The sequence below is a fragment of the Streptomyces sp. NPDC052016 genome (genome assembly GCF_044548445.1).
Classification (GTDB): Bacteria; Actinomycetota; Actinomycetes; order Streptomycetales; family Streptomycetaceae; genus Streptomyces.
Genome location: NZ_JBIUBX010000001.1, coordinates 574,048 through 597,234 on the forward strand (window position 1 = coordinate 574,048; position 23,187 = coordinate 597,234).

The 23,187-nt window shown below is 69.3% G+C and carries 20 protein-coding genes and 1 pseudogene; 19 read left to right on the plus strand and 2 right to left on the minus strand.

Annotated elements, in window-relative coordinates:
- The first annotated feature begins 706 nt into the window (after positions 1-706).
- The 12 genes and pseudogenes from ACIHAR_RS02675 to ACIHAR_RS02730 all read left to right on the plus strand — a co-directional run.
- Positions 707-1,996, plus strand: coding sequence for an ABC transporter substrate-binding protein (locus tag ACIHAR_RS02675; RefSeq protein WP_400016151.1), 1,290 nt, complete (start codon positions 707-709; stop codon positions 1,994-1,996).
- 1 nt (position 1,997) lies between these two features.
- A complete protein-coding gene (locus tag ACIHAR_RS02680; RefSeq protein ID WP_400016343.1) occupies positions 1,998-2,930 on the plus strand; it encodes a carbohydrate ABC transporter permease in 933 nt (310 codons plus the stop codon).
- Entirely contained in the window at positions 2,930-3,778 is an 849-nt protein-coding gene (locus ACIHAR_RS02685; protein ID WP_400016154.1) for a carbohydrate ABC transporter permease, read from the plus strand. Before ACIHAR_RS02680 ends, ACIHAR_RS02685 begins: the two co-directional genes overlap by 1 nt.
- Positions 3,775-5,874: an alpha-galactosidase gene (locus ACIHAR_RS02690; RefSeq protein WP_400016157.1), complete on the plus strand. Its 2,100-nt coding sequence runs from the start codon at positions 3,775-3,777 to the stop codon at positions 5,872-5,874. The genes ACIHAR_RS02685 and ACIHAR_RS02690 overlap by 4 nt, the downstream gene beginning before the upstream one ends.
- 58 nt (positions 5,875-5,932) lie before the next feature.
- A complete protein-coding gene (locus tag ACIHAR_RS02695; protein WP_400016159.1) occupies positions 5,933-6,706 on the plus strand; it encodes an SDR family NAD(P)-dependent oxidoreductase in 774 nt (257 codons plus the stop codon).
- An 82-nt stretch (positions 6,707-6,788) separates the two neighbouring features.
- Positions 6,789-7,526: an FCD domain-containing protein gene (locus ACIHAR_RS02700; protein WP_365466928.1), complete on the plus strand. Its 738-nt coding sequence runs from the start codon at positions 6,789-6,791 to the stop codon at positions 7,524-7,526.
- Entirely contained in the window at positions 7,523-8,668 is a 1,146-nt protein-coding gene (dgoD, locus tag ACIHAR_RS02705; RefSeq protein ID WP_400016163.1) for a galactonate dehydratase, read from the plus strand. The genes ACIHAR_RS02700 and dgoD overlap by 4 nt, the downstream gene beginning before the upstream one ends.
- 2 nt (positions 8,669-8,670) lie before the next feature.
- The gene (locus ACIHAR_RS02710; protein ID WP_400016166.1) at positions 8,671-9,483 is read left to right on the plus strand and encodes a hypothetical protein; all 813 of its coding nucleotides are present in this window, start codon (positions 8,671-8,673) and stop codon (positions 9,481-9,483) included.
- A gap of 91 nt (positions 9,484-9,574) precedes the next feature.
- A complete protein-coding gene (locus tag ACIHAR_RS02715) occupies positions 9,575-10,207 on the plus strand; it encodes a bifunctional 4-hydroxy-2-oxoglutarate aldolase/2-dehydro-3-deoxy-phosphogluconate aldolase (protein ID WP_365466922.1) in 633 nt (210 codons plus the stop codon).
- Positions 10,204-11,094, plus strand: a complete 891-nt coding sequence (locus ACIHAR_RS02720; RefSeq protein WP_400016168.1) for an SMP-30/gluconolactonase/LRE family protein — start codon at positions 10,204-10,206, stop codon at positions 11,092-11,094. The genes ACIHAR_RS02715 and ACIHAR_RS02720 overlap by 4 nt, the downstream gene beginning before the upstream one ends.
- Positions 11,094-12,089, plus strand: a complete 996-nt coding sequence (locus ACIHAR_RS02725) for a sugar kinase (protein ID WP_400016170.1) — start codon at positions 11,094-11,096, stop codon at positions 12,087-12,089. The genes ACIHAR_RS02720 and ACIHAR_RS02725 overlap by 1 nt, the downstream gene beginning before the upstream one ends.
- A gap of 553 nt (positions 12,090-12,642) precedes the next feature.
- Positions 12,643-12,912, plus strand: a pseudogene (locus ACIHAR_RS02730) (hypothetical protein); the annotation flags it as partial.
- 300 nt (positions 12,913-13,212) lie between these two features.
- Here ACIHAR_RS02730 and ACIHAR_RS02735 read toward each other — a convergent pair.
- Positions 13,213-14,118: an endonuclease/exonuclease/phosphatase family protein gene (locus tag ACIHAR_RS02735; RefSeq protein WP_400016173.1), complete on the minus strand. Its 906-nt coding sequence runs from the start codon at positions 14,116-14,118 to the stop codon at positions 13,213-13,215.
- An 861-nt stretch (positions 14,119-14,979) separates the two neighbouring features.
- Between ACIHAR_RS02735 and ACIHAR_RS02740 the strand changes: the two genes are divergently transcribed.
- The 5 genes from ACIHAR_RS02740 to ACIHAR_RS02760 all read left to right on the plus strand — a co-directional run bounded on the left by ACIHAR_RS02740 (position 14,980) and on the right by ACIHAR_RS02760 (position 20,082).
- Positions 14,980-15,252 carry a WGxxGxxG family protein gene (locus ACIHAR_RS02740; RefSeq protein ID WP_400016175.1) on the plus strand — a complete coding sequence of 91 codons (273 nt, stop codon included), beginning with the start codon at positions 14,980-14,982 and terminating at the stop codon, positions 15,250-15,252.
- 578 nt (positions 15,253-15,830) lie between these two features.
- Positions 15,831-17,729, plus strand: coding sequence for a TPM domain-containing protein (locus ACIHAR_RS02745; protein ID WP_400016177.1), 1,899 nt, complete (start codon positions 15,831-15,833; stop codon positions 17,727-17,729).
- A 47-nt stretch (positions 17,730-17,776) separates the two neighbouring features.
- Positions 17,777-18,487 carry a PspA/IM30 family protein gene (locus ACIHAR_RS02750; protein ID WP_400016179.1) on the plus strand — a complete coding sequence of 237 codons (711 nt, stop codon included), beginning with the start codon at positions 17,777-17,779 and terminating at the stop codon, positions 18,485-18,487.
- 202 nt (positions 18,488-18,689) lie between these two features.
- Positions 18,690-19,082 (plus strand): hypothetical protein, encoded by a 393-nt coding sequence (locus ACIHAR_RS02755; RefSeq protein ID WP_400016182.1) that lies wholly within the window; start codon positions 18,690-18,692, stop codon positions 19,080-19,082.
- 385 nt (positions 19,083-19,467) lie between these two features.
- Positions 19,468-20,082, plus strand: coding sequence for a L,D-transpeptidase family protein (locus ACIHAR_RS02760; RefSeq protein WP_400016184.1), 615 nt, complete (start codon positions 19,468-19,470; stop codon positions 20,080-20,082).
- A 466-nt stretch (positions 20,083-20,548) separates the two neighbouring features.
- Here ACIHAR_RS02760 and ACIHAR_RS02765 read toward each other — a convergent pair whose 3' ends face one another.
- The gene (locus ACIHAR_RS02765) at positions 20,549-20,755 is read right to left on the minus strand and encodes a hypothetical protein (RefSeq protein WP_400016346.1); all 207 of its coding nucleotides are present in this window, start codon (positions 20,753-20,755) and stop codon (positions 20,549-20,551) included.
- A 216-nt stretch (positions 20,756-20,971) separates the two neighbouring features.
- Here ACIHAR_RS02765 and murF point away from each other — a divergent pair, with 216 nt between their 5' ends.
- Positions 20,972-22,387 carry a UDP-N-acetylmuramoyl-tripeptide--D-alanyl-D-alanine ligase gene (murF, locus tag ACIHAR_RS02770; protein WP_400016186.1) on the plus strand — a complete coding sequence of 472 codons (1,416 nt, stop codon included), beginning with the start codon at positions 20,972-20,974 and terminating at the stop codon, positions 22,385-22,387.
- A gap of 426 nt (positions 22,388-22,813) precedes the next feature.
- Positions 22,814-23,041: a hypothetical protein gene (locus ACIHAR_RS02775; protein ID WP_400016363.1), complete on the plus strand. Its 228-nt coding sequence runs from the start codon at positions 22,814-22,816 to the stop codon at positions 23,039-23,041.
- Positions 23,042-23,187: the final 146 nt, after the last annotated feature.

Consider the following 23,187-nt stretch of genomic DNA (forward strand, 5'->3'; position numbering starts at 1 on the left):
CAGCCGTCACCGGCACCCGTCAACAATAATTACTAAATTAGGCATGCGCGGCGCGGAGCGGTCAGGTGCGTGCCGTGCTCGACCGCAGCTGAGGTGAGCGGCTTCCGCTCCACTTATATTTAATTACCAATAAATGTTGACACGGTTTCAGGTGGGTGTCACAGTCGTCGCCGTGACGCCGCGAGCCCTCGCCCCTGCGCGGCCCGCCGTCACACGCTCTGCTTCCCGAACTTCTGGGAGAGGCACGTGACTTCACGACCGTCCATGTGGTGGCCTCCGCTGCCACCGTGACTCCGTCAGCTCGAGCCGCCCCGGCGGTGGACCGTGGCCCCGGCGCCCACCGCGACCTTGGTGCACCCGCCGGAACAGAGGGTGCATCCAGCCGCGGATGCGCGAGTCCACGGCGGGCCGCGGAACAGCGGGTGCGAAACGTCTGATTGATCGGCGGCCGGCGGGCTGGTTGCCCGCGCGGCGGCCGAGGTCGCCCGGCGGATCCCTCGACCGGTTGCTGTGGGATGCCCTCGATGTCGACCCGCATCGTGCGTTCGAGGGTCGTCTGGTGCTGTCGCGAAACCTGGCAGTCCCCACATTAATTAGTAATTATCTTGACGTGGCCGCAGGGCCACGCGAACCTTGATTCGCCGCGACGGCGCCGCTGGGGTCCCGTCCGCACGTCCCGTCGCGGCGAATCCACAGGGAGCCATCCATGTTGAACCCGCACACCAGCAGAAGGCGCTTCCTCGCCGGGCTCGGCGCCACCGGCACCGCCGCGCTGCTCAGCGGCTGCGTCACCTCGACCTCGTCCTCGAAGTCCTCCTCCTCGGGCGCGGTCAGTCTCCAGTCGAACCTGTCCGCGCCGCAGGCCAAGGCGGCGATGGAGGACCTGATCGCCGCCTACGGAAAGAAGGACGCCGGACGCGTCACCCTCAACACGGTCGCCGCGGAGACCTTCCGCACCCAGCTGCCGACGTATCTGACCTCCGCCAACCCGCCGGACGTCTACACCTGGTACCCCGGCTCGGTAGCGGACGCCTACGCCAAGAAGAACCTGCTGCTCGACCTCGACGACCTGTGGGCCTCCTCGTCCGACCTCAAGCGTTACTCCAAGGCTCTGAACTCGCTGTGCACGTCGAGCTCCGGCAAGAAGGTGTTCGTGCCTTCCACCTACTACTGGTGGGGCATGTTCTACCGGAAGTCCAACTTCGCCAAGTGGGGCGTGAGCGAGCCGAAGACCTGGGACGAGTTTCTCGATCTGTGCGACAAGCTCAAGTCCAAGGGTGTCGCGCCGATCGGTCTCGGCGCCGGCGGCAACACCCCCTGGGTGGCCTCTGCCTGGTTCGACTACCTCAACATCCGCATCAACGGCGCCCAGTATCACCGTGAACTCCTCGCCGGCAGGCACCGCTTCGACGACCCCGAGGTCCGCAAGGTCTTCGACCGCTGGCAGGAGGTGCTGCCGTACTTCGACCCGAACGGCACCGCCATCGCCTTCCAGGACGCCACGACCGCGCTGCTCAGCGGCCGCACCGGCATGATGCTGATCGGCACCTTCTTCGCCGACGCGGCCCCCAAGGGCGCCCTCGACGACATCGACTTCTTCCGCTTCCCGGTCATCGACTCCAAGGTGCCGCTCGTCGAGGAGGCTCCCGTGGACGGCTATTTCGCCAGCGCCCGTACCGGTCGTGCCGAGCGGGTCGCCGACCTGATGGGTTACCTCGCGACCGCGGAGGCCCAGGAGATCTACATCAAGGGCTCTTCGGGCACCGTTCTGCCCTGCAACCCCGACGCCAAGGACTCGGGCACCCCGCTGGTGAAGAAGGGCCGCAAGCACATCGAGGAGTCGGCCGAGATCACCCAGTTCTTCAACCGCGACTCCAGCGACGCCCTCCAGCCCACCGCTGACACCGCGCTGACGAAGTTCATAGCCAGGCCCAAGTCGATCGGCTCCATCCTCACCGACTGGCAGCGCGACGCCCAGAAGATCTGGGGTGCCTGAGGTGGCAGTGCTCACCGCCGCACGCAAGACCCCGGCCGTCACGCCCAGCGGTGGGCGCGGCCGGGGGCCCCTCCACCGCGTACCACCGCTCGTCCTCGCGTTCGTCCTGGTGCCGCTGCTCGCCGAGGCGCTGTGGGTGTTCTGGCCCGCGCTCCAGGGCTTCTACCTCGCCTTGACCTCCTGGGACGGTGTCTCCTCGCCCCGTTTCATCGGGCTCGCCAACTTCCGGGAGATGGCGGGCGACGAGGTCTTCTGGACCGCCGCCACCGACACCGTCCTGTGGCTGTTGCTGTTCGGCGGCCTGTCCGCCCTGCTCGGCCTCGCCGCCGCGATGCTGCTCCAGCAGGAGCGGCGCGGCGTCGGCTTCTACCGCGCCGCCCTCTTCCTGCCCGTCGTGTTCTCGCTGGTCGCCACCGCCCTGGTCTGGCAGGCCATCTACCAGCCCGACGGGGTCCTCAACCAGCTCCTGGAGTCCGTCGGCCTCGGCAGCCTGCGTCACGCCTGGCTGGCCGACCAGGACACCGCCCTGTACGCGGTCATCGTGCCCGCGCTGTGGCGGCAAATCGGCTATGTGATGGTCCTGTACCTCGCCGGCCTCAAGGGCATCGACCCCGCCCTGTACGAGGCCGCCAAGGTCGACGGCGCGAGTGCCTGGCAGCGCTTCCGCCACGTCACCCTGCCCCAACTGCGCAGCGTCAACGCGGTCGTCCTGTCGGTCATCATCATCGACTCGCTGCGCTCCTTCGACGTCGTGTGGTCGCTGACCCGCGGCGGCCCCTACCACTCGTCCGAACTGCTGAGCACCTACATGTACTCGACCGCCTTCCAGTCTCTGAGGCTCGGATACGGCTCTGCGCTGGCCGTCGTCATCTTCGCGCTGGCGTTCGGCGTCATCTGCTCCTACCTCGTGCGCGCCTTCCGGGAGGCCGACTGATGTCCGCCAACTCGACCGCGCTGAAGCGTAGACGAGCCGCGACCGCTGGATTTCACCTCAGTGCCGGACTGCTGTCTGTGCTCTGGCTGCTCCCCATAGCCCTGGTCATGGTGACCAGCCTGCGCTCCTTCGACGACATCGCCGCCAACGGGCTCGGCAGCTTCCCGCACTCCTTCACCCTCGACAACTTCCGCCTGGCCTGGGTCGACGGCGGCCAGCAGCGCGCCCTGATCAACAGCTTGATCGTTACCATTCCGTGCGTGCTGATCACCCTGGCGCTCGCCGCGATGGCCGCGTTCGGGCTCAGCCGCTACGAGATGCCGCTGCGCCGTACCCTGCTCCTGCTCATGCTCGGCGGCAACCTGCTCCCGCCGCAGATCCTGCTGATCCCCGTCTCCAAGCTCAGCGAGCTGATGGGCGTCTACGACACGCTGCCGGCGCTGATCGGCGTGCAGATCGGGTTCGGCGTCGGCTTCTACGTCTTCGTCCTGCACGGGTTCATGCGGGCGATCCCGAACGAGATCCAACAGGCTGCCGTCGTGGACGGAGCCGGGCCCTGGCAGATTTTCTGGCGGATCATCCTGCCGCTGACCCGCCCCGCCCTCGCCGCGCTCAGCGCCCTGTCGTTCACCTGGATCTTCAACGACTTGCTGTGGGCGATCACCGTGCTGCGCAGCGACACCAAGATGCCGATCACCGCCGCGCTCATCGGTCTCCAGGGCCAGTACGTTTCCATGTGGAACGTGATCGCCGCCGGCTCCGTCATCGCCGCCGCCCCCACCGTGGCCGTCTTCCTGCGCTTCCAGCGCCACTTCGTGGCCGGTCTCAACCTTGGAGCGGTGAGATGACCTCCCACGAACGGTGGATCCTCCGCACGGAGCACACCAGCTACACCGTCCGGCTGTCGCCGGACGGTCCATGGGCCGAACTCGAGGCCTGGGGACCGCACGGCGTGGAGACCGGGCCGTCGGCCCTCGACTGGTCCCACCGCACTCACTTCATCACACCCGCCGACGCGGCCCCCGCCGAGTACGTGCCGCAGGGCCAGCGCCCGTTCACCGGTGCCGACCTCGTCGTAGGGCACTCCGGACACGAGCGCGGGGTGTGGTGGGAGTTCGCCGGTGCCACCCAGGACGCGGACGGGCTGCGGCTGGCGTTCACCGACGACGTCGCCGGCCTGCGCATCACCTTGTGCTACGCCACCGTGCCCGGCACCGACGTCATCCTGCGCTGGACCGAGCTGACCTGCACCGGCGACGGCGAACTGCGCCTGGAACGGTTGGACTCGGGCGCCGTCAACGTGCCCGTCGCTTCCGGAGCCCGACTCACCTACCTGACCGGACAGTGGTCACAGGAGTTCACGCATACCCAACTCCACTTGAAGCGCGGCACGTTCACCATGGGTAGCATCCAGGGTGTGCCCGGCCACGCCTACGCACCCTGGCTCGCCGTCCAGGACGCGACCCTGCCCGACAACGGCACGACTCCCACCTACGGCATCGCCCTGGAGTGGTCCGGTAACTGGCACATCACCGCCGAGGCCGAGCCCGGCGGCGCCGTCCGCGTCCGCGCCGGCCGTGTCCCGCACGAGGGCGCCGTACTGCTGGCCGCCGGTCAGACACTCGTGACACCCAGCCTCGCCTGTGCCTTCAGCCCGGAAGGGCTCGACGGCCTCGCGCGTGTCTGGCACCGCTACGAGCGGCACCTGAGCGGCGGGAGGCTGGACCGCACGCGCAAGGTGCTTTACAACTCCTGGGAAGCCACCGGCTTTGACGTCGACGCCGCCGGCCAGCTCGACCTCGCCAAGGTGGCCGCCGACATCGGTGCCGAGCTGTTCGTCGTGGACGACGGTTGGTTCATCGGGCGCGACGACGACACCGGCGGCTTGGGCGACTGGCACCCCGACCCGGCGAAGTTCCCTCAGGGCTTCGGCCGGTTCATCGACGACGTGCGCGCTCTCGGGCTCGGCTTTGGTCTCTGGGTCGAACCGGAGGCGGTCAGCCCCGACAGCCGTCTGTACGCCGAACACCCGGACTGGGTCTACCGTGTCGATGACCGCCCTCGTCGGCTGGTCCGCAACCAGTTCCTGCTGGACCTCGGCCGGAGCGACGTGCAGGACTTCGTGATCGGCACGTTCGACCGGCTGCTCAGCGAGTACCCCATCGAATATCTCAAGTGGGACATGAACCGGCCGCCCACCGAGCGCGGCCGACCCGGCACAGGACCCGCCGACCGGCTTGACCTGGATGCCGGGCACGTCGCCGGATACCTGCGCGTCCTGGACCACCTGCGCGCTGTCCATCCGCACGTCACCATCGAGGGCTGCGCCGGCGGGGGCGGACGCATCGACCACGCCACTCTGGCCCGCACCGACGTGGTCTGGCCCAGCGACAACACCGCCCCGCTGGACCGGCTCTCCATCCAGTACGGCTTCCTGCACGCCCACGCCCCGCACGTCATGAGCTCCTGGGTCACCGACGCACCCGGCGTCTTCGACCCGCGCCCCCGCTCGCTCGCCTTCCGTTTCGTGCTGGCGATGTGCGGCGTCCTCGGTGTGGGCGCCGACCTGCGCTCCTGGAGCGAGGACCAGCGCACCGAGGCCACCCGCTGGATAGCCCGCTACAAGGAGATCCGGGACGTGGTCCACCACGGCGAGGTCCGCCTGCTCCGCACCCCCGAGTACCCGACCTGCGGCGTCCAGTACGTCGAGCCCGACGGCCCACGCGTCGTCGTCGCCGCCTTCAGCACCGGTCGGCTCGACGGGGCCCCGCTGGTGCCCGGCCGCCCCGCCCGGCTTCCGCTGAGCGGATTGGACCCGGCCGCCGTGTACTGGGACGAGGAGACCGAGACCGAATACAGCGGCGCCCACCTGCTCCATTACGGTTTGCCGTTCACCTGGACCGCGGACCGCGATGCCCACCTCGTCGTGTTGGCCCGCCGGTAAACGCGCGGCCGGCCACGTCGGCCGCCCCCCGTCAGCTACGAAGGAGCCTGACCCCACGATGGACCAGTCCGCACGAAGGCACGGCGCCCGCTTCACGGGCCGCACGGCCGTGGTCACCGGAGCGGCCTCCGGCATCGGAGCCGCGACCGCCGCACGCCTCGCCGAGGAGGGAGCCGCCGTCGTGCTCGCCGACATCACCGAGGAGCGCGGCGAGGCCGTGGCGGAACGGATCACCAAGGACGGCGGGAGAGCCCGGTTCGTGACCGCCGACGTCGCGGCCGAGGAGGACTGGGCGCCGGTCGTCGCCGCCGCCCGCGCCTTCGGGCCGGTGGACATCCTGGTCAGCAACGCGTTCACCGTCGATGTCACGCCCGCCCACGAGATGACCCTGCCGTCGTGGCAGCGGCAGCTCGACGTCAACCTGACCGGCAGCTTCCTCGGCCTGCGTGCGGTGCTGCCCGATCTGCGGGCGCGGGGCGGTGCGGTGGTGCTGACCTCATCCGTCCACGCGCACCGAGGCATCCCCGGCCACCCCGCCTACGCTGCCTCGAAGGGCGCCCTGCTCTCCCTGTGCGGCCAGCTCGCCGTCGAGTACGGGCCCGCGGTGCGCGTCAACGCCGTCCTACCGGGACCGATCCTGACCGGGGCCTGGGACAGGGTGCCCGAGGACGAGCGCGAGCGCAGCGTTGCCGAGACCGCCGCCCGGCGGTTCGGCACCCCTGAGGAGGTGGCCGCGGCCATCGCCTTCCTCGCCGCCGACGAGGCGTCCTACATCACCGGCACGAGTCTCGTCGTGGACGGCGGCTGGAGTGTCGTGAAGGCCTCCGCATGACCGCGCATGCCGTGCCGCGGACGAAGCCCTCGGGGGCCCCGCTGAACCCCGGGCAGCAGACGAAGCAGAAAGGCTGTACGACATGACGCCCTATGCCCGCCGCGGCGTGCACGGCCAGACGGTGGAGGCCCTCGCCCGCCGCATCCTGAGCGGTCGGATCCCCGAGGGAGCCACACTCGACCTGGTGGCGCTCCAGAGTGAGCTGGACGTCAGTCTCACCGCGCTGCGCGAGTCCCTGAAGGTGCTCGCCGCCAAGGGCATGGTCGACGCCCGCCAGAAACGCGGCACCTTCGTCCGCGCCCGCGCCGACTGGAACCTGCTCGACGCCGACGTACTGCGCTGGCAGTTCGAAGGCGGCCGCACCGGCGAAGCCGACCGGGCCCTGCTGCAAAATCTGGCCGAGGTCCGCGCCATCATAGAGCCCGCCGCCGTCCGCCTCGCCGCCGAGCGCCGCACCGACGCCGACCTCGCTGCCCTCGAGGACGCGCTCGCTGCGATGGATCGCACCGGATCCGATCCCGCGCACGCCGTCGACGCCGACCTCGCCTTCCACCGCGCGCTGCTGGCCGCCACCCACAACGAGCTACTCGAACGCATGGAGATGGTGATCGAGAACGGTCTCGCCCACCGCGACCGCATCGTGCACAGCTCCCCGCACAGCGAAGACCCCATCCCGGCCCACCGAGCGGTCCTGGACGCCGTGCGCGACCAGGATCCGCTGGCCGCCGAGGCCGCCATGCGGGCCCTGCTGGAGCAGGCCGGCCGTGACCTGGACCGGGTCGACACCACCGACGAAACGGAAGGCACCACCTCCCAGTGAAGATCACCCGTATCGAGACCTTCCTGGTCCCGCCGCGCTGGCTGTTCTGCCGCGTGGAGACCGACGACGGCGTGGTCGGCTGGGGCGAGCCCGTCGTGGAGGGACGGGCCGAAGTCGTCCGGTCCGCCGTGGAGGTGCTGGCGGAGTACCTGGTGGGACAGGACCCGTTGCGCATCGAAGACCACTGGCAGGTGCTCACCAAGGGCGGTTTCTACCGGGGCGGCCCGGTCCTGTCCAGCGCCGTCGCCGGCCTCGACCAGGCCCTGTGGGACATCGCCGGCAAGACCTATGGCGCCCCCGTGCACGCCTTGCTGGGCGGCCCCGTCCGCGACAGCGTGCGCGTCTACGCCTGGGTCGGCGGTGACGAACCCGCCCAGCTCACCGAGCAGGTCGCCGAACAGGTCGAGGCGGGTTTCACCGCGGTCAAGATGAACGCGGCGGGCCCGACCTCACCGGTCGCCACCGTCACCGAAACGGCGGCCGTCGTCGCCCGCGTGGCCGCCGCCCGCGCGGCCCTCGGCCCGGACCGCGACGTCGCCGTCGACTTCCACGGCCGCTTCACCGCCGCGAGCGCCCGCCGCATGCTCACCGAACTCGCCCCGCTGCACCCGTTGTTCGTCGAGGAACCCGTCGTTCCCGAACACGGTCACCTCCTGGGCGGACTGGTGGCCACCAGCTCCGTACCGCTGGCCACCGGCGAACGCCTCTTCTCCCGCACCGAGTTCCTGCCCGCGCTCGCCGCCGGCGTCGCCATCGCCCAGCCCGACCTGTCCCACGCCGGCGGTATCTCCGAGGTCCACCGCATCGCCTCCCTCGCCGACACCTACGGCGCACAGCTCGCCCCGCACTGCCCGCTCGGCCCGATCGCCCTGGCGGCCAGCCTCCAAGTCGCCTTCGCCACACCGAACTTCCTGATCCAGGAGCAGAGCCGGGGCATCCACTACAACAAGGACGCCGACCTGCTCTCCTACGTGGTCGACCCCGAGCCATTCCGGTTCACCGCCGGACAGGCCCACCGGTGTGCTGCGCCCGGCCTCGGCATCACCATCGACGAGAACGCCGTACGCGCCGCCGACCGTACCGGGCACACCTGGCGCAACCCCGTGTGGCGGCACCCCGACGGCTCGTTCACGGAGTGGTGACAATGCCCTTGGTGTTCACGACCGACCCCGCACACGGCGGACGCTGGACCTCGCTGCGTGACGGCCACCGCGAATGGCTGTGGCACCGCCCGGACCCCGCACGCCAGGGCGTTGCACCCGGCGATGCTTTCGTGGACGCGGGCGGCCTGGAGGAATGCGTGCCCACCGTGCGTGGCACCCCCGATCACGGCGACGCCTGGTCCCGGCAGTGGACACGCGACGGCGACACCGAGCACGTCGAGTGCGACGCGTTCACCCTCGCCCGCACCGTGCGGACCACCGCCGATGGCGTTGAGGCGGACTACACGCTCCTGGCCGACCCCGGCTACCGCTTCGTGTGGGCCGCCCACGCGCTCCTCGACCTCTCCGAGAGGGCCGAACTCCGGGCCCGGGCGGGCACCTCCACCCGGGTCTTCCCGGAGGCGTCACCCCTGCTCGACGGCCCCTGGCCGGACGGCGCTGCCTGGGTGGAAGGCGACTGGCCCGCACCGCGCGGACTGCGCCTTGACCGGTTCGGCCCCCATGACGGCACAGCCGTCGGTGCCATCGTCGCGGACGGCCGGGCCTGCGTCCATGACGGATCCGACCGGCTCGCCCTCGCCGTCGAGGCTGAGGGGCAGCCGGTGTCGATCGCCCTGTGGCGCAACCTCGGCGGCTTCCCCGCGGCGGCCCCCTACCGCAGCACCGGGGTCGAGCCCATGCTCGGCCGCACTTTCGACCTCGCCGATGCCGGCCCGGGGGACGCGGCATGCGTCCCCGCCTCCGGCGAAGTCCACTGGCGGCTCACTCTGACCGCCACCTGCCGCTGCCCCTGACCCTCCGACCGCTGCTCTGCCGAGCGGCACTCGGCGCCCCCGACCGGGTCACCCCACAGCAGCGAACCGACACCGAAGGAGTTTCCTGTCCGTGGACCTACGAGCCACCCTGGCCGACCGCCGTCTCGTTGCCATCGTGCGCGGAGGTGACCCGGACGCCGCCCTGCGCACCGTACTGGCACTGGCCGAGGAGGGCATCGATCTGATCGAGGTGTCCCTCAGCGGCGCTGACGCGCTCGGCGTCATCGCACGGAGCGTCGCGGAACTCGGGCCGCACCGGCCGATCGGCGCGGGTACCGTCCTGACCGCCGACGACGCGCGTGCCGCGCGCGATGCCGGCGCTGCCTTCGCCGTCACACCCGGTCTCGGAGCGGGCGCCGACACCGCACGCGACCTCGGCCTGCCGATCCTCGCAGGCGTCATGACCCCCACCGAGATCATCACTGCCCAAGCCCGGCGCGCCGACGCGCTCAAGCTGTTCCCGGCCGCCGACGCCGGGGGACCGGCCTACCTCAAGGCCCTGCGCGCCCCCTTCCCCGACGCGGCGTTCGTGCCCGTCGGCGGCGTGAACCTTGAAGCCGCCCGCGCCTACCTCGCTGCCGGTGCCACTGCCGTCGGCGTCGGCTCCCCGCTCGTCGCCGATGCCGCAGACGGCGGCAGCCTGACCGCCCTGCGTGAGCGCGCCCGCGCCTTCCGGGCCGCAGCCGAAGAGGTCACCGCATGACCGGGCAACAGCCTCTGCCAACCGGCCCCGACCGCCTCGAACTTGGCGAGGGCATCCGTTGGACGGGCGACGGCATCGTCTTGGTGGACATCCTCGAGGGACGCCTGCTCACCACCGCCGACGATGCCCACCGCCCGCTTCGCGAGATACTCCGACTCCCCGTCCCGCTGGGCGCGGTAGCACCCGTCGCAGACCATCCCGGCACGTGGATCGCCGCCGCCGGCACCGGCGTATGTCTCCTCGCTTCCGACGGCACCCCCCGATGGCTCGCCACACCCGAGTGCCGCCCCGGACCGAGCATGCGCATGAACGACGGGGTCGCAGACCCCTCCGGCCGCTTCTGGGCGGGCAGCACGGCCTACGACGGCATCCAGGGCGCCGGCACCCTCTACCGCGTCGACCACGACGGCACCGTGACCCCCGCCGTGGAAGGCATCACCATCCCCAACGGCCCAGCCTTCACCGAGGACGGCCGCACCATGTACCTGGCCGACAGCGCCCACGCGATCGTCCGCCGCTACCCGGTCGACCCCGACACCGGCCGGGTGGGCACCCCCGAGGACTTCCTCACCGTGGACGGGGGCAGCCCGGACGGTATGACGGTCGACGCCGAGGGAGCCCTGTGGTGTGCCGTCTGGGGCACGGGCACGGTCCGCCGGTATCTCCCGCACGGCAGCCTCGACCGGGTCGTCCGCCTCCCCGCCAGACAGCCTGCCGGTGTCTGCCTCGAAGGCACGCTGCTGCACGTCACCACCGCCACGGTGGGCCTCGGCGCGCCCGGTCCGTATGACGGCGCGGTCTTCACCGTTCCCGTCGATGTGCCCGGCACGCCGACGCCGGCTTTCCGGCTCGACCCCTTGGCGCCGGTGGCGGGAGGCCTCGCGTGATGGACACCTGGCGCCCGGCACGAGGACGCGTGGTCTGCGTCGGCGAGACCATGGCCGCTCTGGCCCCCGACCCGTCCGGGCCGCTCGTCGACGCCGACCACCTCAGCCTGTCGGTCGCGGGAGCCGAGTCCAACGTGGCGATGTACCTCGCCGATCACGGCATCCCGGCAACCTGGCTCTCGGCTCTCGGCGACGACCCGTTGGGGACCCGGGTACGCGCCGTCGTGGCCGCCGCCGGGGTCGACGTCGCCCACGTGCGCACCGACCCGGACCGTCCGACGGGCCTGATGCTGAAGAACCCGACGCCCGCGGGCACCCGCATTCACTACTATCGCAAGGGCTCAGCCGCGTCCGCTCTCGGCCCCGACGTGCTCGACCACGAGGCGGTGCGCACCGCCGCCCTCGTGCACTTCACCGGCATCACTCCGGCCCTGTCCGCGTCCTGCCGTGAGCTGGTCACCCGGGCCCTCGCCGTCCCTGCTGCCGAACGCCCTTACGCGATCAGCTTCGACGTCAACCATCGCGCCCCGCTCTGGCCCAAGGGCACCGCCCCGGAGGTGCTGCGCGACCTCGCAAGGCGTGCCGACATCGTCCTTGTCGGACTGGATGAGGCTCAGGACCTGTGGGGCGCGCACCTGACCGCCGCCACCGTACGCGAGCTACTGCCCGGACCGCGGATCGTCGTCGTCAAGGACGGCTCCCGCGAGGCCACGGCGTTCACCGCCTCGGGCGCCGTAACGGTCCCGGCCCTGCGGGTTGCCGTGGTCGAGCCTGTCGGCGCGGGGGACGCCTTCGCGGCAGGTTTTCTCGCTGGCCTGCTGCGCGGCGAACCCGTGAATCGGGCCCTGCGCATCGGCCACATCACAGCGGTCTCCGCCTTGAAGGTGACAGGAGACCACGGCCCACTGCTGCCACACCGCTCCGTCGACCAACTCCTCGTCCTTACGGACAAGGAATGGGAAGCGTACGAGCCACCGGACAGCGGCGGGACGTAGCGCTGAGCACAGCGGCGTTCAAGGGTCCGTCGAACCGCTGCCCTCCTCCGCCGATGACCCGATCGAGAGTGCTTCGAGACGATGGTGCGGAGGTTCCCGGCGTCGCTGAACCCGGGTATCGACTGGTTAACGGCCGTAGGCCGTTGGGCCCAGTGACGTGCCGTTCGCGCGGGTGACCGCCCAGCGTGATCGCAAGACATCCGCAGGCTGAGCGGGAGTTTTCGCCGACCTGTGGATCCACCGGACAGGACCACCGGCAGGAGTGCGTCGGTGGGCCGGATCCGCGTGGCGGTGACCGTGCCCGCGGCCGGCACCGGTGCCCTGGCGGCTCGGGCCACCTGTGCTCGGCCAGCCCGCGTGCCCCGGCGCTCGTCGATGCCCTGACCGCCGAACGAGACGTCATCACCTTCGACAACGCCGGGGTGGGGCTCAGCACCGGCCAGGTGTGCCGCACCGTCCGGGACCTGGCCATGGACACGCTCGCCTTCCAGACAGCGCTCGGACGCTGCTCCTGGGCGACCCGGGGGTCGGGAAGACCGTGCTGCTGGACGCCGTGGCAACCGCCGCACAGGCCAATGGAGTGAACGTGCTGCGGGTGGCCGGTGTGGAGGCGGAGGAGGACCTCGCCTTCTCCGCCCTGCATCAGCTTCTGCACCCGCTGCTGGACCAGTTGCCCAGTATCCCCGCCTTCCAGGGCGGAGTGCTGGAGCAGGCGCTGTCCATCCGCCAGGGCTCCACACCCGGCCGGTTCGCGATTTCCGCAGCGGCTCTGGCCCTGCTGCAGGCGGTGGCCAAAAGAGAGCCCCCGTGCGTCGTGGTGGACGACGTCCACTGGATCGACCGGTCCAGCGCCGTGGTTCTGATGTTCGTGGCCCGCCGACTGGGCGGCTGCCGGGTCGCGTTCATCATGGCGGCGCGCAGCGGGTGGAACGGCTTCGTCGACCCCACCGGGCTGCCCGTGCTCGCCGTGCCCCCGCTGAACCTCCGGGACGCACGGATGTTGCTCGAACGAAGCCATCCCGGCCTCGCGGAGTCCGCGCGGCAGCGGATCCTCGACGAGGCCGAGAGATCCGCTGGCGCTGATAGAACTGCCGGCAGGTTTGTTGTCGCTGGGACCACTCCTTCAGCGCAGGGTGATTCTCGCGGCGATCGGAAGATGGTCGCTGCCGGTGGCGGGCAGGGTGCGGATGTGGGCGACGGTTGTCGAGCGGGCCATGACCTGGTCGATCCGGGCCAGCGGGAAGGCGGCGGGGAAGCTGAGGGCGAAGCCCCGCTCTGCGACGTTCATCCGTGAGGTCAGCGGGGCCAGCCCGCGGTCCTCGACCGTGCCGTTGAGGTCGCCTAGCAGAATCACCGTCTTCAACGGCTCGGCGGCGATGGCCTTGCCTAGCAAGTCGGCGCTCTCGTCGCGCCAGGAGGATGCCAGGCCGCTCGCTCGGACGCGGACCGAGGGCAGGTGTGCGACGTACGCTGCGATATCGCCGTGCGGCGTATGGACCACGGTCCGCAGCCCGCGACTCCAGGGCTCCGCGATTTCCTGCGGCTTGATGTTCAGTAGCCGGGCATCGGTGAGCGGATGCTTCGACCACAGCCCGACGGTGCCCCGGACCGCGTGGTACGGGTAGTCCGCAGCGAGTGTCTTCTCGTAGACCGGCAGCGCCGGAGGCACCAGCTCCTGCAGCGCGATGAGATCGGGCTCGGCGTCGGCCAGGGAACGGGCAGTGCCCGCCGGGTCGGCGTTCTCGTCGCTGACATTGTGCTGCACCACGACCAGGTCGTGCAGGCCGGACTTCGCCATGGGTAGGAGCAGCCCACCGAAGAGATAGGTCCAGGCGGCCACGGGCAGGAGCAGGGCCACCAGTGCTGTGGCTGAACGACGCAGCAGGGCCAGGCCGAGCTGCGCCAGGACGACCATGCCGAGCCACGGCAGGAAGGTTTCCAGCAAACTGCCCAGACGCCCCGCGGCGTTGGGCACCGCCCCGTGGAACGCCAGCAGCCCTGCCGTGAGCACCGCGAACACGGCCAGCACCTGCCCCCGCGTCCAGGTCCACTGGCGCCTTGCATCTCCCTTTCCGGCGTCACCCGGACACCCCTGCCCGGCCCAGCATCGCGCCAACCGGGGCACTGCTGCCTTTCCCGTCGACGTCTTACCGTTGGCTGCTCGCTCCACCTCACATCCCATCCGCTCGGCTCCTTGTCCAAGACGACTCGCCCGGTGAATCGGTTTCCGTTTGGTCGTAAAGGGTGCTGATCCGGTGACAACCACCGTGCCTCGCCGCCGCAGAACAGCAGGTCGTCCGCTCCCGTGGGTGTCAGTCACCGTGCCTCGGCTCAACTCAGGATGTCTGACGTGGTGCGCTTGAAGCGGGGGACTGTGCACCCGACCGCGCAGGGATGCGTAATCATGCTCGGTGGGACTGCGTATCTGCGCAATTGAGTGGGGGCGGCTGCGCAGTGTTGTCGTGGCCGGCTCCCGGGGCGCGGCGCGCAGTCAGTTGTACAGGCCTGGGTTCGGCGGAGGCCTGGACGGGGGAGAGGCGCTCGGCGGCGAGTAGGGGGCCTGGTGTCCCGTCTCGCGCGCCGGCGGGGCAGTGCGAGGATTGCATCCCCCTGGCGGTTCGCCTGGCCTGTGGCTGGTCGCCATCCGTGTAGCCGTACGGACGGCGTATGAGGTGGAGGTGAGTCTGTAGGCCAGGCTATAGAGACGGGTCCGATCGAACCGCGGATGACGCGTAGAAGAATTTGTTCGTCTGCGCGGAATGTTGAAGCTGGAAGCGTTGAAACGCGAAATTAAAAGCCGCGCAAATGTGTCGGCAAAAGAGAGTGATACAGGATTAATCGGGCACTTCGGGTGGTGTTAGAGCGACTGCCGAGACCACAGGAGACAGCAATGCGCAGAATCGCCGGCACCGCTATCATCGCCGTCCTTCTCGCCCTCGCCCCGGCGGGCGCGGCGTTCAGCCAGGCCGCTGAGCAGGCGAGCCCCGCGGCGGCCACTGCAACCGTTCAGGCGCAGGACAACAGGGACGACGACGGCGATGAGGGACTGTGGGGCCTCTTCGGTCTCCTCGGCCTGGCCGGGCTCATCCCCTGGCGGAAGAACCGCGAGCGCCAGAACCACAGGGGCACCGCTGGTACAACCGGTCGCAGCACCGGCATGTGAGAGTTTCCGGCGTCCGTGGCGTGAGCTGCTCGCCGCAGGTGCAGCAGTCTCCGGCGACGTGCGAAGCCTCGTGCTTCGTACGTCGCGACGGGATTCCGTCGCGGCTGGAGCATGACCCGGAAACCGTATTGCTGGTCACCCGCGTTGCGAAGGTGGGCTGACCGACATCCCTCCGGCTGGAGTTGCGACTCTCCGGCCGTGCCCAGTCAGGTCGAAGGCATCTGATGACCATTCATGACGGCATGCCTGTGTTTGCGGTCTCGATTTCCCAGCTTGGCTCGCACGTTGTGCCGCACAGCGCGGTTGGTGTTGCGGTCCAGCGGTGTCGGCACAGCGGGCGAGGGCCGAGCGAAATCTCGATGTGCCCCTCGGTGCTGGACGTGGCGATTCGGGGGTTGGGTCAGCGGTCTGTTTCCAGGACGCGACCGCGAGTCGGTGCTTGCCGGCGCTATGGAAGAGGCCTGGAAGGAGCCGGGCCATCGACCGAGCGTCTGGTGAAGGGGCAGCCTGACTGTCGGCTGGCGCACGCGGCAGTCTCCCGATCGCAGGATGGCATTGCACCGCATAGAGTCAAAAATTTGACACGGCTCAGTGCCGGATGCGTTTTTGCCGTGCTGATGGCGGTGTGGTGGCTGGTCATGCCGACTGCGAAGGAAGCGGTGGCCCAGGGCCCGGTCGGCTTCTCGCAGGGGCAGATGATCGACCGTGTGGGGGCGCTGGGCAACGGCGAGCAGGTGGGTCGGGCGCTGGACCGGCTCGTCGTTCATGGGCGCGATTTCTCCGGCCGCTTCGTGCAGCCGTGGGTGCAGGAAACGGCTGAGAGAAGCCGGCTTGCCATGCATGTCACCGACGCGCGGGCTGGGGCGCCGGCGCTGCGTCAGAGTGCCTGGGCGGGTTCGATCGGGGGAGTGCAAGGGCATGACGCGGTCGTGGTGCTGTCCGGTGATCCGGTGCCAGCGGTTGACGCCGCACCCGGGAACGCGGACCCGGACCAGGGCCAGGAGGTCGGTGAGCGTGGAGGCGCTGCGCTGTTCGTGCTCGCTCTGTTTGCCGCCGTCTTTCTCGCCATCGTCTTCAGCTTCGTCCGAGGCGTCAGGCGCAGGGCCGCCCGCACGGCATCGCAGGATGTGGAAGGCGGATGGCCTGAGCAGCCGGCCGCACTGCCGGAACTGGATGCGAAGGCACGAAAGGCCCTGGTGGACACCGACGACGCGGTGCGCACCAGTCAGGAAGAGCTGGGCTTCGCCGTCGCACAATTCGGTGAAGAAGCGACCCGGCCGTTCGCTCATGCTCTTGAGCAGGCGAAAGCAGAGCTCACGGCGGCTTTCCGGCTGAGGCAGCAGCTGGACGACGCTTATCCGGAGGACGACGAGACCCGCTGGCGGATGCTCGACGAGATCATGGTCAGGTGCGCCGCAGCCAATCGCGTGCTGGACGCGGAGTCGGAGGACTTCGACCGCTTGCGCGCCTTCGAACGGAACGCACCCCATGCCCTGGCCGCAGCAGAGGCGGCCGCTGAGGAGGCGAGCGGGCGGCTGGTGAGCGCGAACGCCGCAGTCGCTGCCATGCGGGAGCGCTACACTCCCTCGGCCACCACCCCCGTCGAACGCGATCTGCACGAGGCGCAAAGCCGGTTGGAGTTCGCGAGAAACAGCCTCCCCGAGGGCCGCAGGGCGGTGGAACGCAACGACAACGGCGCGGCCGCGATCCGGGTACGGGCCGCGGAGGCGGCCGTCGCACAGGCGAGGCGGCTGATCGATGCCGTCGACAGGCGGGCGCGGGAACTTCACGAGGCGGCCGAGGCTCTGCCTGGGGCGCTGACGGAGACCGATACGGATCTGGCGGAGGCACGCGGCCTGCTGCAGGGCGCCAGGGAGGTGCCAACCGCCGCGCTGCAGGGGCGCATCGCCCGCGCCGAGACCGTGGCCACCACCGTACGCCAGGCCATGAACGCGGGCCGGTACGACCCCATCGACGCGCTGCGGCGGGTGGAAGAGGCCGACGCCGGCCTCGACGAGGCTCTTGCCGGGGCGCGGGAGAACGAGCTGGGCACGCGACGCAGCAGCGCGCTGCTGGAGCGGGCGCTGCTGGCTGCGCGCTCCAGCATCGGCGAGGCCGGCGACTACATCATCACGCACCGCGGCGGCGTCGGCAGTGAGGCCCGCACGCGGCTCAATGAGGCGCAGCGGCGTCTGGCCCTGGCCGAATCGCTCTCCGGTAGAGGGGGCGGCAGTGATGCGCACCGTGCGCTGGCGGAAGCACAGCGGGCGGACGAGCTCGCCCAGGAGGCCCAGGTGCTGGCGCAGCGGGACGTGGAGGGATACATGCTCGACGAGCCCGCTGTGTATGGAGTTGCGGGCCCTGGGATGGGGCTCGCGGGCGCCATGCTCGGCGGTATCGTCCTGGGCGGTTTCGGCGGGCCGGTCACCTTCGGGGGTGGAGCAACGCGCGGCCGGATGGGCGGTGGCTTCTTCTGACATTGACCAGCTGATCTGTCACCTCGCAGTTCCCAAGGAGAGACGCCATGACCAAGCTGACCATCCTCGGGCGGGTCGCACAGCTCGCTCGGGCCAACATCAACGCCTTGCTCGACCAGGCCGAGGACCCGCAGAAGATGCTGGACCAGCTGATCCGCGACTACACCATCAACATCAGTGAAGCGGAGCAGGCGGTGGCCAGCACCATCGGCAACCTGCGTCTGATGGAGCAGGATTACCGGGAGGACAAGGAGGCCGCCACGGAGTGGGGTCACAAGGCGCTCGCTGCCAGCCGCAAGGCGGACGAGCTGCGCGGCTCGCAACGCACCGCCGAGGCGGACAAGTTCGACAGCCTGGCGAAGGTGGCCCTTAGCAGGCAGCTGCAGGCCGAAAAGGAAGCACAGGTCGCCGAGCCGACGATCGCCTCCCACACCGCCGTCGTGGAAAAGCTGAAGACGGGGCTCGACCAGATGCAGGTCAAGCTCGGGGAACTGCAGAGCAAGCGTGACCAGCTGGTGGCGCGGGCCAAGTCCGCGGAGGCACAGAACCGCATGATGGACGCCGTCAAGAGCATCGATGCCCTTGATCCAACAAGCGAACTGAGTCGGTTCGAGGACAAGATACGGCGTGAAGAAGCACGGGTGATGGGCAAGGAGGAACTGGCCGCGTCCTCGCTGGACGCCCAGTTCGAACAGCTCGACGCCATGGGCGACAGCGCTGAGATCGAAGCCCGCCTGGCAGCCCTCAAAGCCGCATGAAGACGTCCTGACATCTAGGGACGCGGCGTAGGTGGGTATGCGGCCCGTTCGCCATCCATGTTGAAGCTGGCCAGCGGCAGGCTTATGCCGATGTCCGCCGCCCGGGGAGCGGAACTCGCCCCCTGGCCAGCTCGGCTGTTTGGGCTGCAGCCAGGGCCGGGCGCAAAACGAACAAGCGGCAGCGAACTGCCCCTCCGGAAGCGTGGCGCTGAGAACCCACGCGGGGAAGCACAACCACCCACGCGCGTGCCGGGTGCTCTCCAACGTCTGGGCGGCCGGCCGTACGGCGCAACCGCGCTCCCTACTCAAGTCCGATTCGCACTGCACCGGACGTGCTCAGCAGGCCGGGCAGACAGCGAAGCAGGAGGCTTCGGCCACGGCCGTACAGGCCAAGGAGGCGGCGGGTGAGGTCGTCGGCACGGCCACCCCTGGCCACCGCGCCGAAGACATCACCCTGCTGGCGGGCACGGACGCGGGCGTCGTCCCTTCGTCGGCGGCCTGTGATGGCGCGCCGACGGACCGGTGGACGACCCGGTGGCCCCGGCACCCGGGCGTCCTGAAGGCGAAGGCTGCGAGAGGCCATGTCGGCCGGTGACCGGCACCGTCTCGACCCGGGAGCGGCCCAGGTCCGCGACCGGTTCAGCGATAACGTGCTGGCCTGCTGGTTCGGCGTGGACCGCCCACCATTACCGGGCCATCGGAGAGGTGCGACCACTGCTCGCCGAGCGCGGATGCGCGGTGAGAAGCCGTTGCGCTTCTCCTGTTGATCGTCACGTGGCGTGATGAGCGGGTGGGTGGTCAAGGGACGACGTCGTCGCTTTGCGGAGAATCGGTCCTACATTGCGCGGCATTCACCCGTCTGTGTAAATAATCGACCGTTTCCTGTCGTACTGTCTACCTCCGGCAGATCATCAGGCGTGAGCGCCCGTGTCGGCGCGGGTCCTGGGTCCATGACCACACGTACGACCTGAAGGAGTTTCATGCCCTCACATCACGTGCTTGTGCGGTCCTTTGCCTCTGCCCTTGCCCTGGCCGGGCTCGTCGCGGGCACCGCTCCGGCCGCTGGAGCCGAGGCCGCTCCGGACTCCCGCGCGCCCGCGTCCCGCGTGAAGCTCGAGTTCGTGAAGAACGCCAAGGACCCTTCCAACTCGGTCCTGCACGTCTACGACGGGGAGAAGCTCGTCACCATGTACCGCGCAGGCTCCGGGCTGGGGACAGCGGCCGACGAAGGCGACGAGAATAAGCGCTTCCGGAACGACTGCGCACGCAAGGCCGGGTGGCTTCCCGATGGCACATACGAGCCGACCTCGTTCGAGATCAACCGCGACAAGGTCATCAAGGGCTACGCCATCGGCCTGCCGAACGCGAAGTGCCGTTCGGGCGAGGGCACGATCCGCACCGGCCTGTTCATCCACAGCGAGATGACGAAGGACAGGAAGCAGGGCCAGCGCAACGGTCCTGACAGCCCGCAGCGCTGGGACGGAGTCCAGGACTACAAGTCCTGGGGCTGCATCAAGCTTCACCCCGAGCACATCGCCGAGCTGTTCAGCTACATGAACCACCACGGGCGCGCGGTCTTGCTCACGGTGCGCTGACACCCCCGCGGTCTCTGTTCTGTCTGCAGCCGTCCGACGGTCCGCGCAGGTGCGGCTCAGCCGGACGGCAGAGTCAGGTTCTTCCCCGGCGGCGCGACAGGGGCGAGGCGGACGGTCCAGGGATGCAGCCGGATGCGCGGGGAGGGCGTCGGTGGGAGTGGACCGCCGCTCCTGACCTCGCAGCCGGCTCGGGCGCCAGGTATGTCCATCCGCAGATCTGGTCGATTGTGCTGGCCGTCGTCCTGGTACTGGTGGCAGCGGGCTATCTACTCGAGCGGCTCCCGCTCGGCCAGGGCGATGCCCCACCCGACAGCCGCAGCACCACTGACGCCGGCTCCGGTGGCCAGGCGGCCCGTCCACTGCGGATGACTCGCCGCGGGCCTGGCGCTGCGGCGCGAACCGTTCACGCCCGGCCGCCTCCCGGCTCATCCTGGCCGGCAAGTCGCTCGGCAGGCCAGGCCGGTGCTCAACGCCGCGCGGTGGAGTACCTCAGCGTCACCCTGGCCGGTTCGTCGCCGACCGTTAGGGTGTCGATCACCGTGCTGGTCACGGTGTTGATCACTGACACCGTCTCGGCGTCGAAGTTGCAACACGGCCTCCTGATGATCGGTTCGGTTCGTACCGCCGAATTACCAGGAGGCCCTGCTGTATGCGCCGGCGCTCGAACAATCACCCGATCAACATTCCAGTTCGACCAGGCCAGCCCCGCGATCGATAAGCGGGTGGCGTCTTGGGCGTTATCAGGCGTCAAAAAGTCGCCCTGCCTGCGGCCTTAAGGCCGGTGTGTCCGGCGCACCGCCCAGGAGGCGGTCTCTACCATCCGAACGGAATATGCCGAAATGGTCGCCAAAGTCGAGTAGACCAGGCGTGACCCGATGGGAGACCAGCCATGATCCCGATGAGCCTGCAAGACGTCGCGACCGTCGTCGGCGGCAGACTCCACAACGTACCGGACCCCCATGCCCTGATTACGGCGCCTCCCAGCGTGGACCCGGGAGAGAGCGGCAAGGGGCTGTTCGTTCCCCTGGCCGTGGAACGCCCTGACGGCTCGCTGGCCGCCGACTCCCACCCGTTCGCCGCCCTGGCTGTCAGGTCGGGCGCAGTGGCGGTACTTACTGAGTTTCCGGCCGAGGAGCCTGCCATTGTCGTGCCGGATTCGCGGGCGGCTCTCGGAGCCCTGGCCGCATACGTGGTCGGTCGGCTCACCAGGACCATGGTGATCGGGGTGACGGGCTCGTCAGGCAAGACCAGCACGAAGGACATGACAGCTCACCTGCTCGGACACGTGGGACCGACGGTGGCGACTGCAGGTAACCGCAACGACCGCATCGGACTACCACTGACCATCATCTCGACCGATCCCGCCACCAAGTACCTGGTGCTGGAGTTGGGCCATGGCGGCCCCGGCGATATCCGGTACCTCGCTGAGATCGCCCGGCCGACGGTGGGCGCGGTCCTCAACGTCGGCACTGCCCATATTGGCCGGTTCGGCAGCAAGCAGGCCATCGCCCGGAGTAAAGGTGAGCTGGTTGAGGCCCTGCCCGCTGACGGACTAGCGGTCCTCAATGCCGACGACCCCCTGGTGCGCGGCATGGCCGACCGCACCGAGGCCCGGGTGGTTCTCGTCGGCCGTGCGCCGGACGCCGAGGTACGAGCCGAGGGCGTCCGCCTGGATGAGTTCGGCCATGCTCACTTCACCCTGTGCACGCCTGAAGGGGCGGCACCGGTCGTCCTTCAGTTGGTCGGTGAGCACTTTGTCACCAATGCGCTCACCGGCGCCGCCATCGCGCGCCACGTCGGCCTGTCGGTCGACCGGATCGCCACCGCGCTCGGGGACGTCAAGGGAGTGTCCCCGGGCCGCATGGAGATGTTCGAACGACAGGACGGTGTCATCGTCATCGACGATGCCTTCAACACGACACCCGAAGCGGTGCAGGCGTCCCTGAAGGCCTTGGCCGCGATGGCGAACGGCCGGGACACAATCGCGGTCCTCGGCCCGATGCACAATCTAGGCAACGCCGCCAGAGAGGCACACTTCGAAATTGGCCGACTGGTCGCAGAGCTGGGAGTCACCGCACTGATCGTCGTCGGAGGGCAGGAGCCCCCGTGGCTGGACGAAGCAGCACGATGGCTGGACCAAGCAGCGCGCTCCCACGGTGCGGACAGCGTCCTGGTCCCCGGGTGCCACGAGGCCAGGGCGGTGCTCGAATCGGTTCTAGAGCCCGGGGACGTGGTGCTGGTCAAGGGTACGGGGCGCATCGGCCTGCGACAGCTGGCCAAGGAACTACGCAACGGCACCACGTGACCTCAGGGCCGGGACCCGAACCTCAGCGGGCGAGGACCGCTTTCGCCAACACGTCGGTGACGTCGACGCGTGGGTGCGGCTGACCGCCGTAGGGGCAATCAGCGACAGCTCCGTGCAAGCCAGCACCACACGGTCCTGGCCACTATCCCTGGGTATGCAGAACGGAATTGGGTGATTTGACGCCCCGTAGCAGAAAGGGCGCCGCTGGCCTGCAAGGACCCCTGGGAGGGGCGGAGCTTGCAACTCTGTTGCGCAAACTGGTGCGTCCTTACTCCATGGGGCTATCGGTGTGTCGCATTACCTGCACTACAGGGCCATGCGGATGAAGTTCGGGAGCCCGGGGCCATCGCAAGTGGTGCCTGCTTCGGCGTCGGGGCAACATCGGTTTTGTTCTTCCAACAGGGAAGAAACGAACGGAGGTATGAAATGCGCAAGAATACGAAGCGGGGTACCGTCATGACCCTCGCTGCCGTGGCCCTCCTCGCGGGATCCGCCTCGGCTGCCAGCGCCTTCGATGGGGAGCCCAGCGACGACAGGCCCATTGTCATCAACAACGAGAACAACAACACCAACACCACCACCAACAACAACACGAACACCGCCACCGTCACCACCACCGTCTCGGTTAGCGACCTCATTGATCTCGGGTTGTGATCGTGATATGTGTCCAGTGCGACGGTCACCGCATCCTTTCTCGATTTCCGTGGGAGTCGTGACCTGACCTGAGACGCCATCCGCTTCTGGCCTCGTCGAACTCCGCACGGCGAATCCGGCTGAGACGCCATCTCAATTGGCTGGTT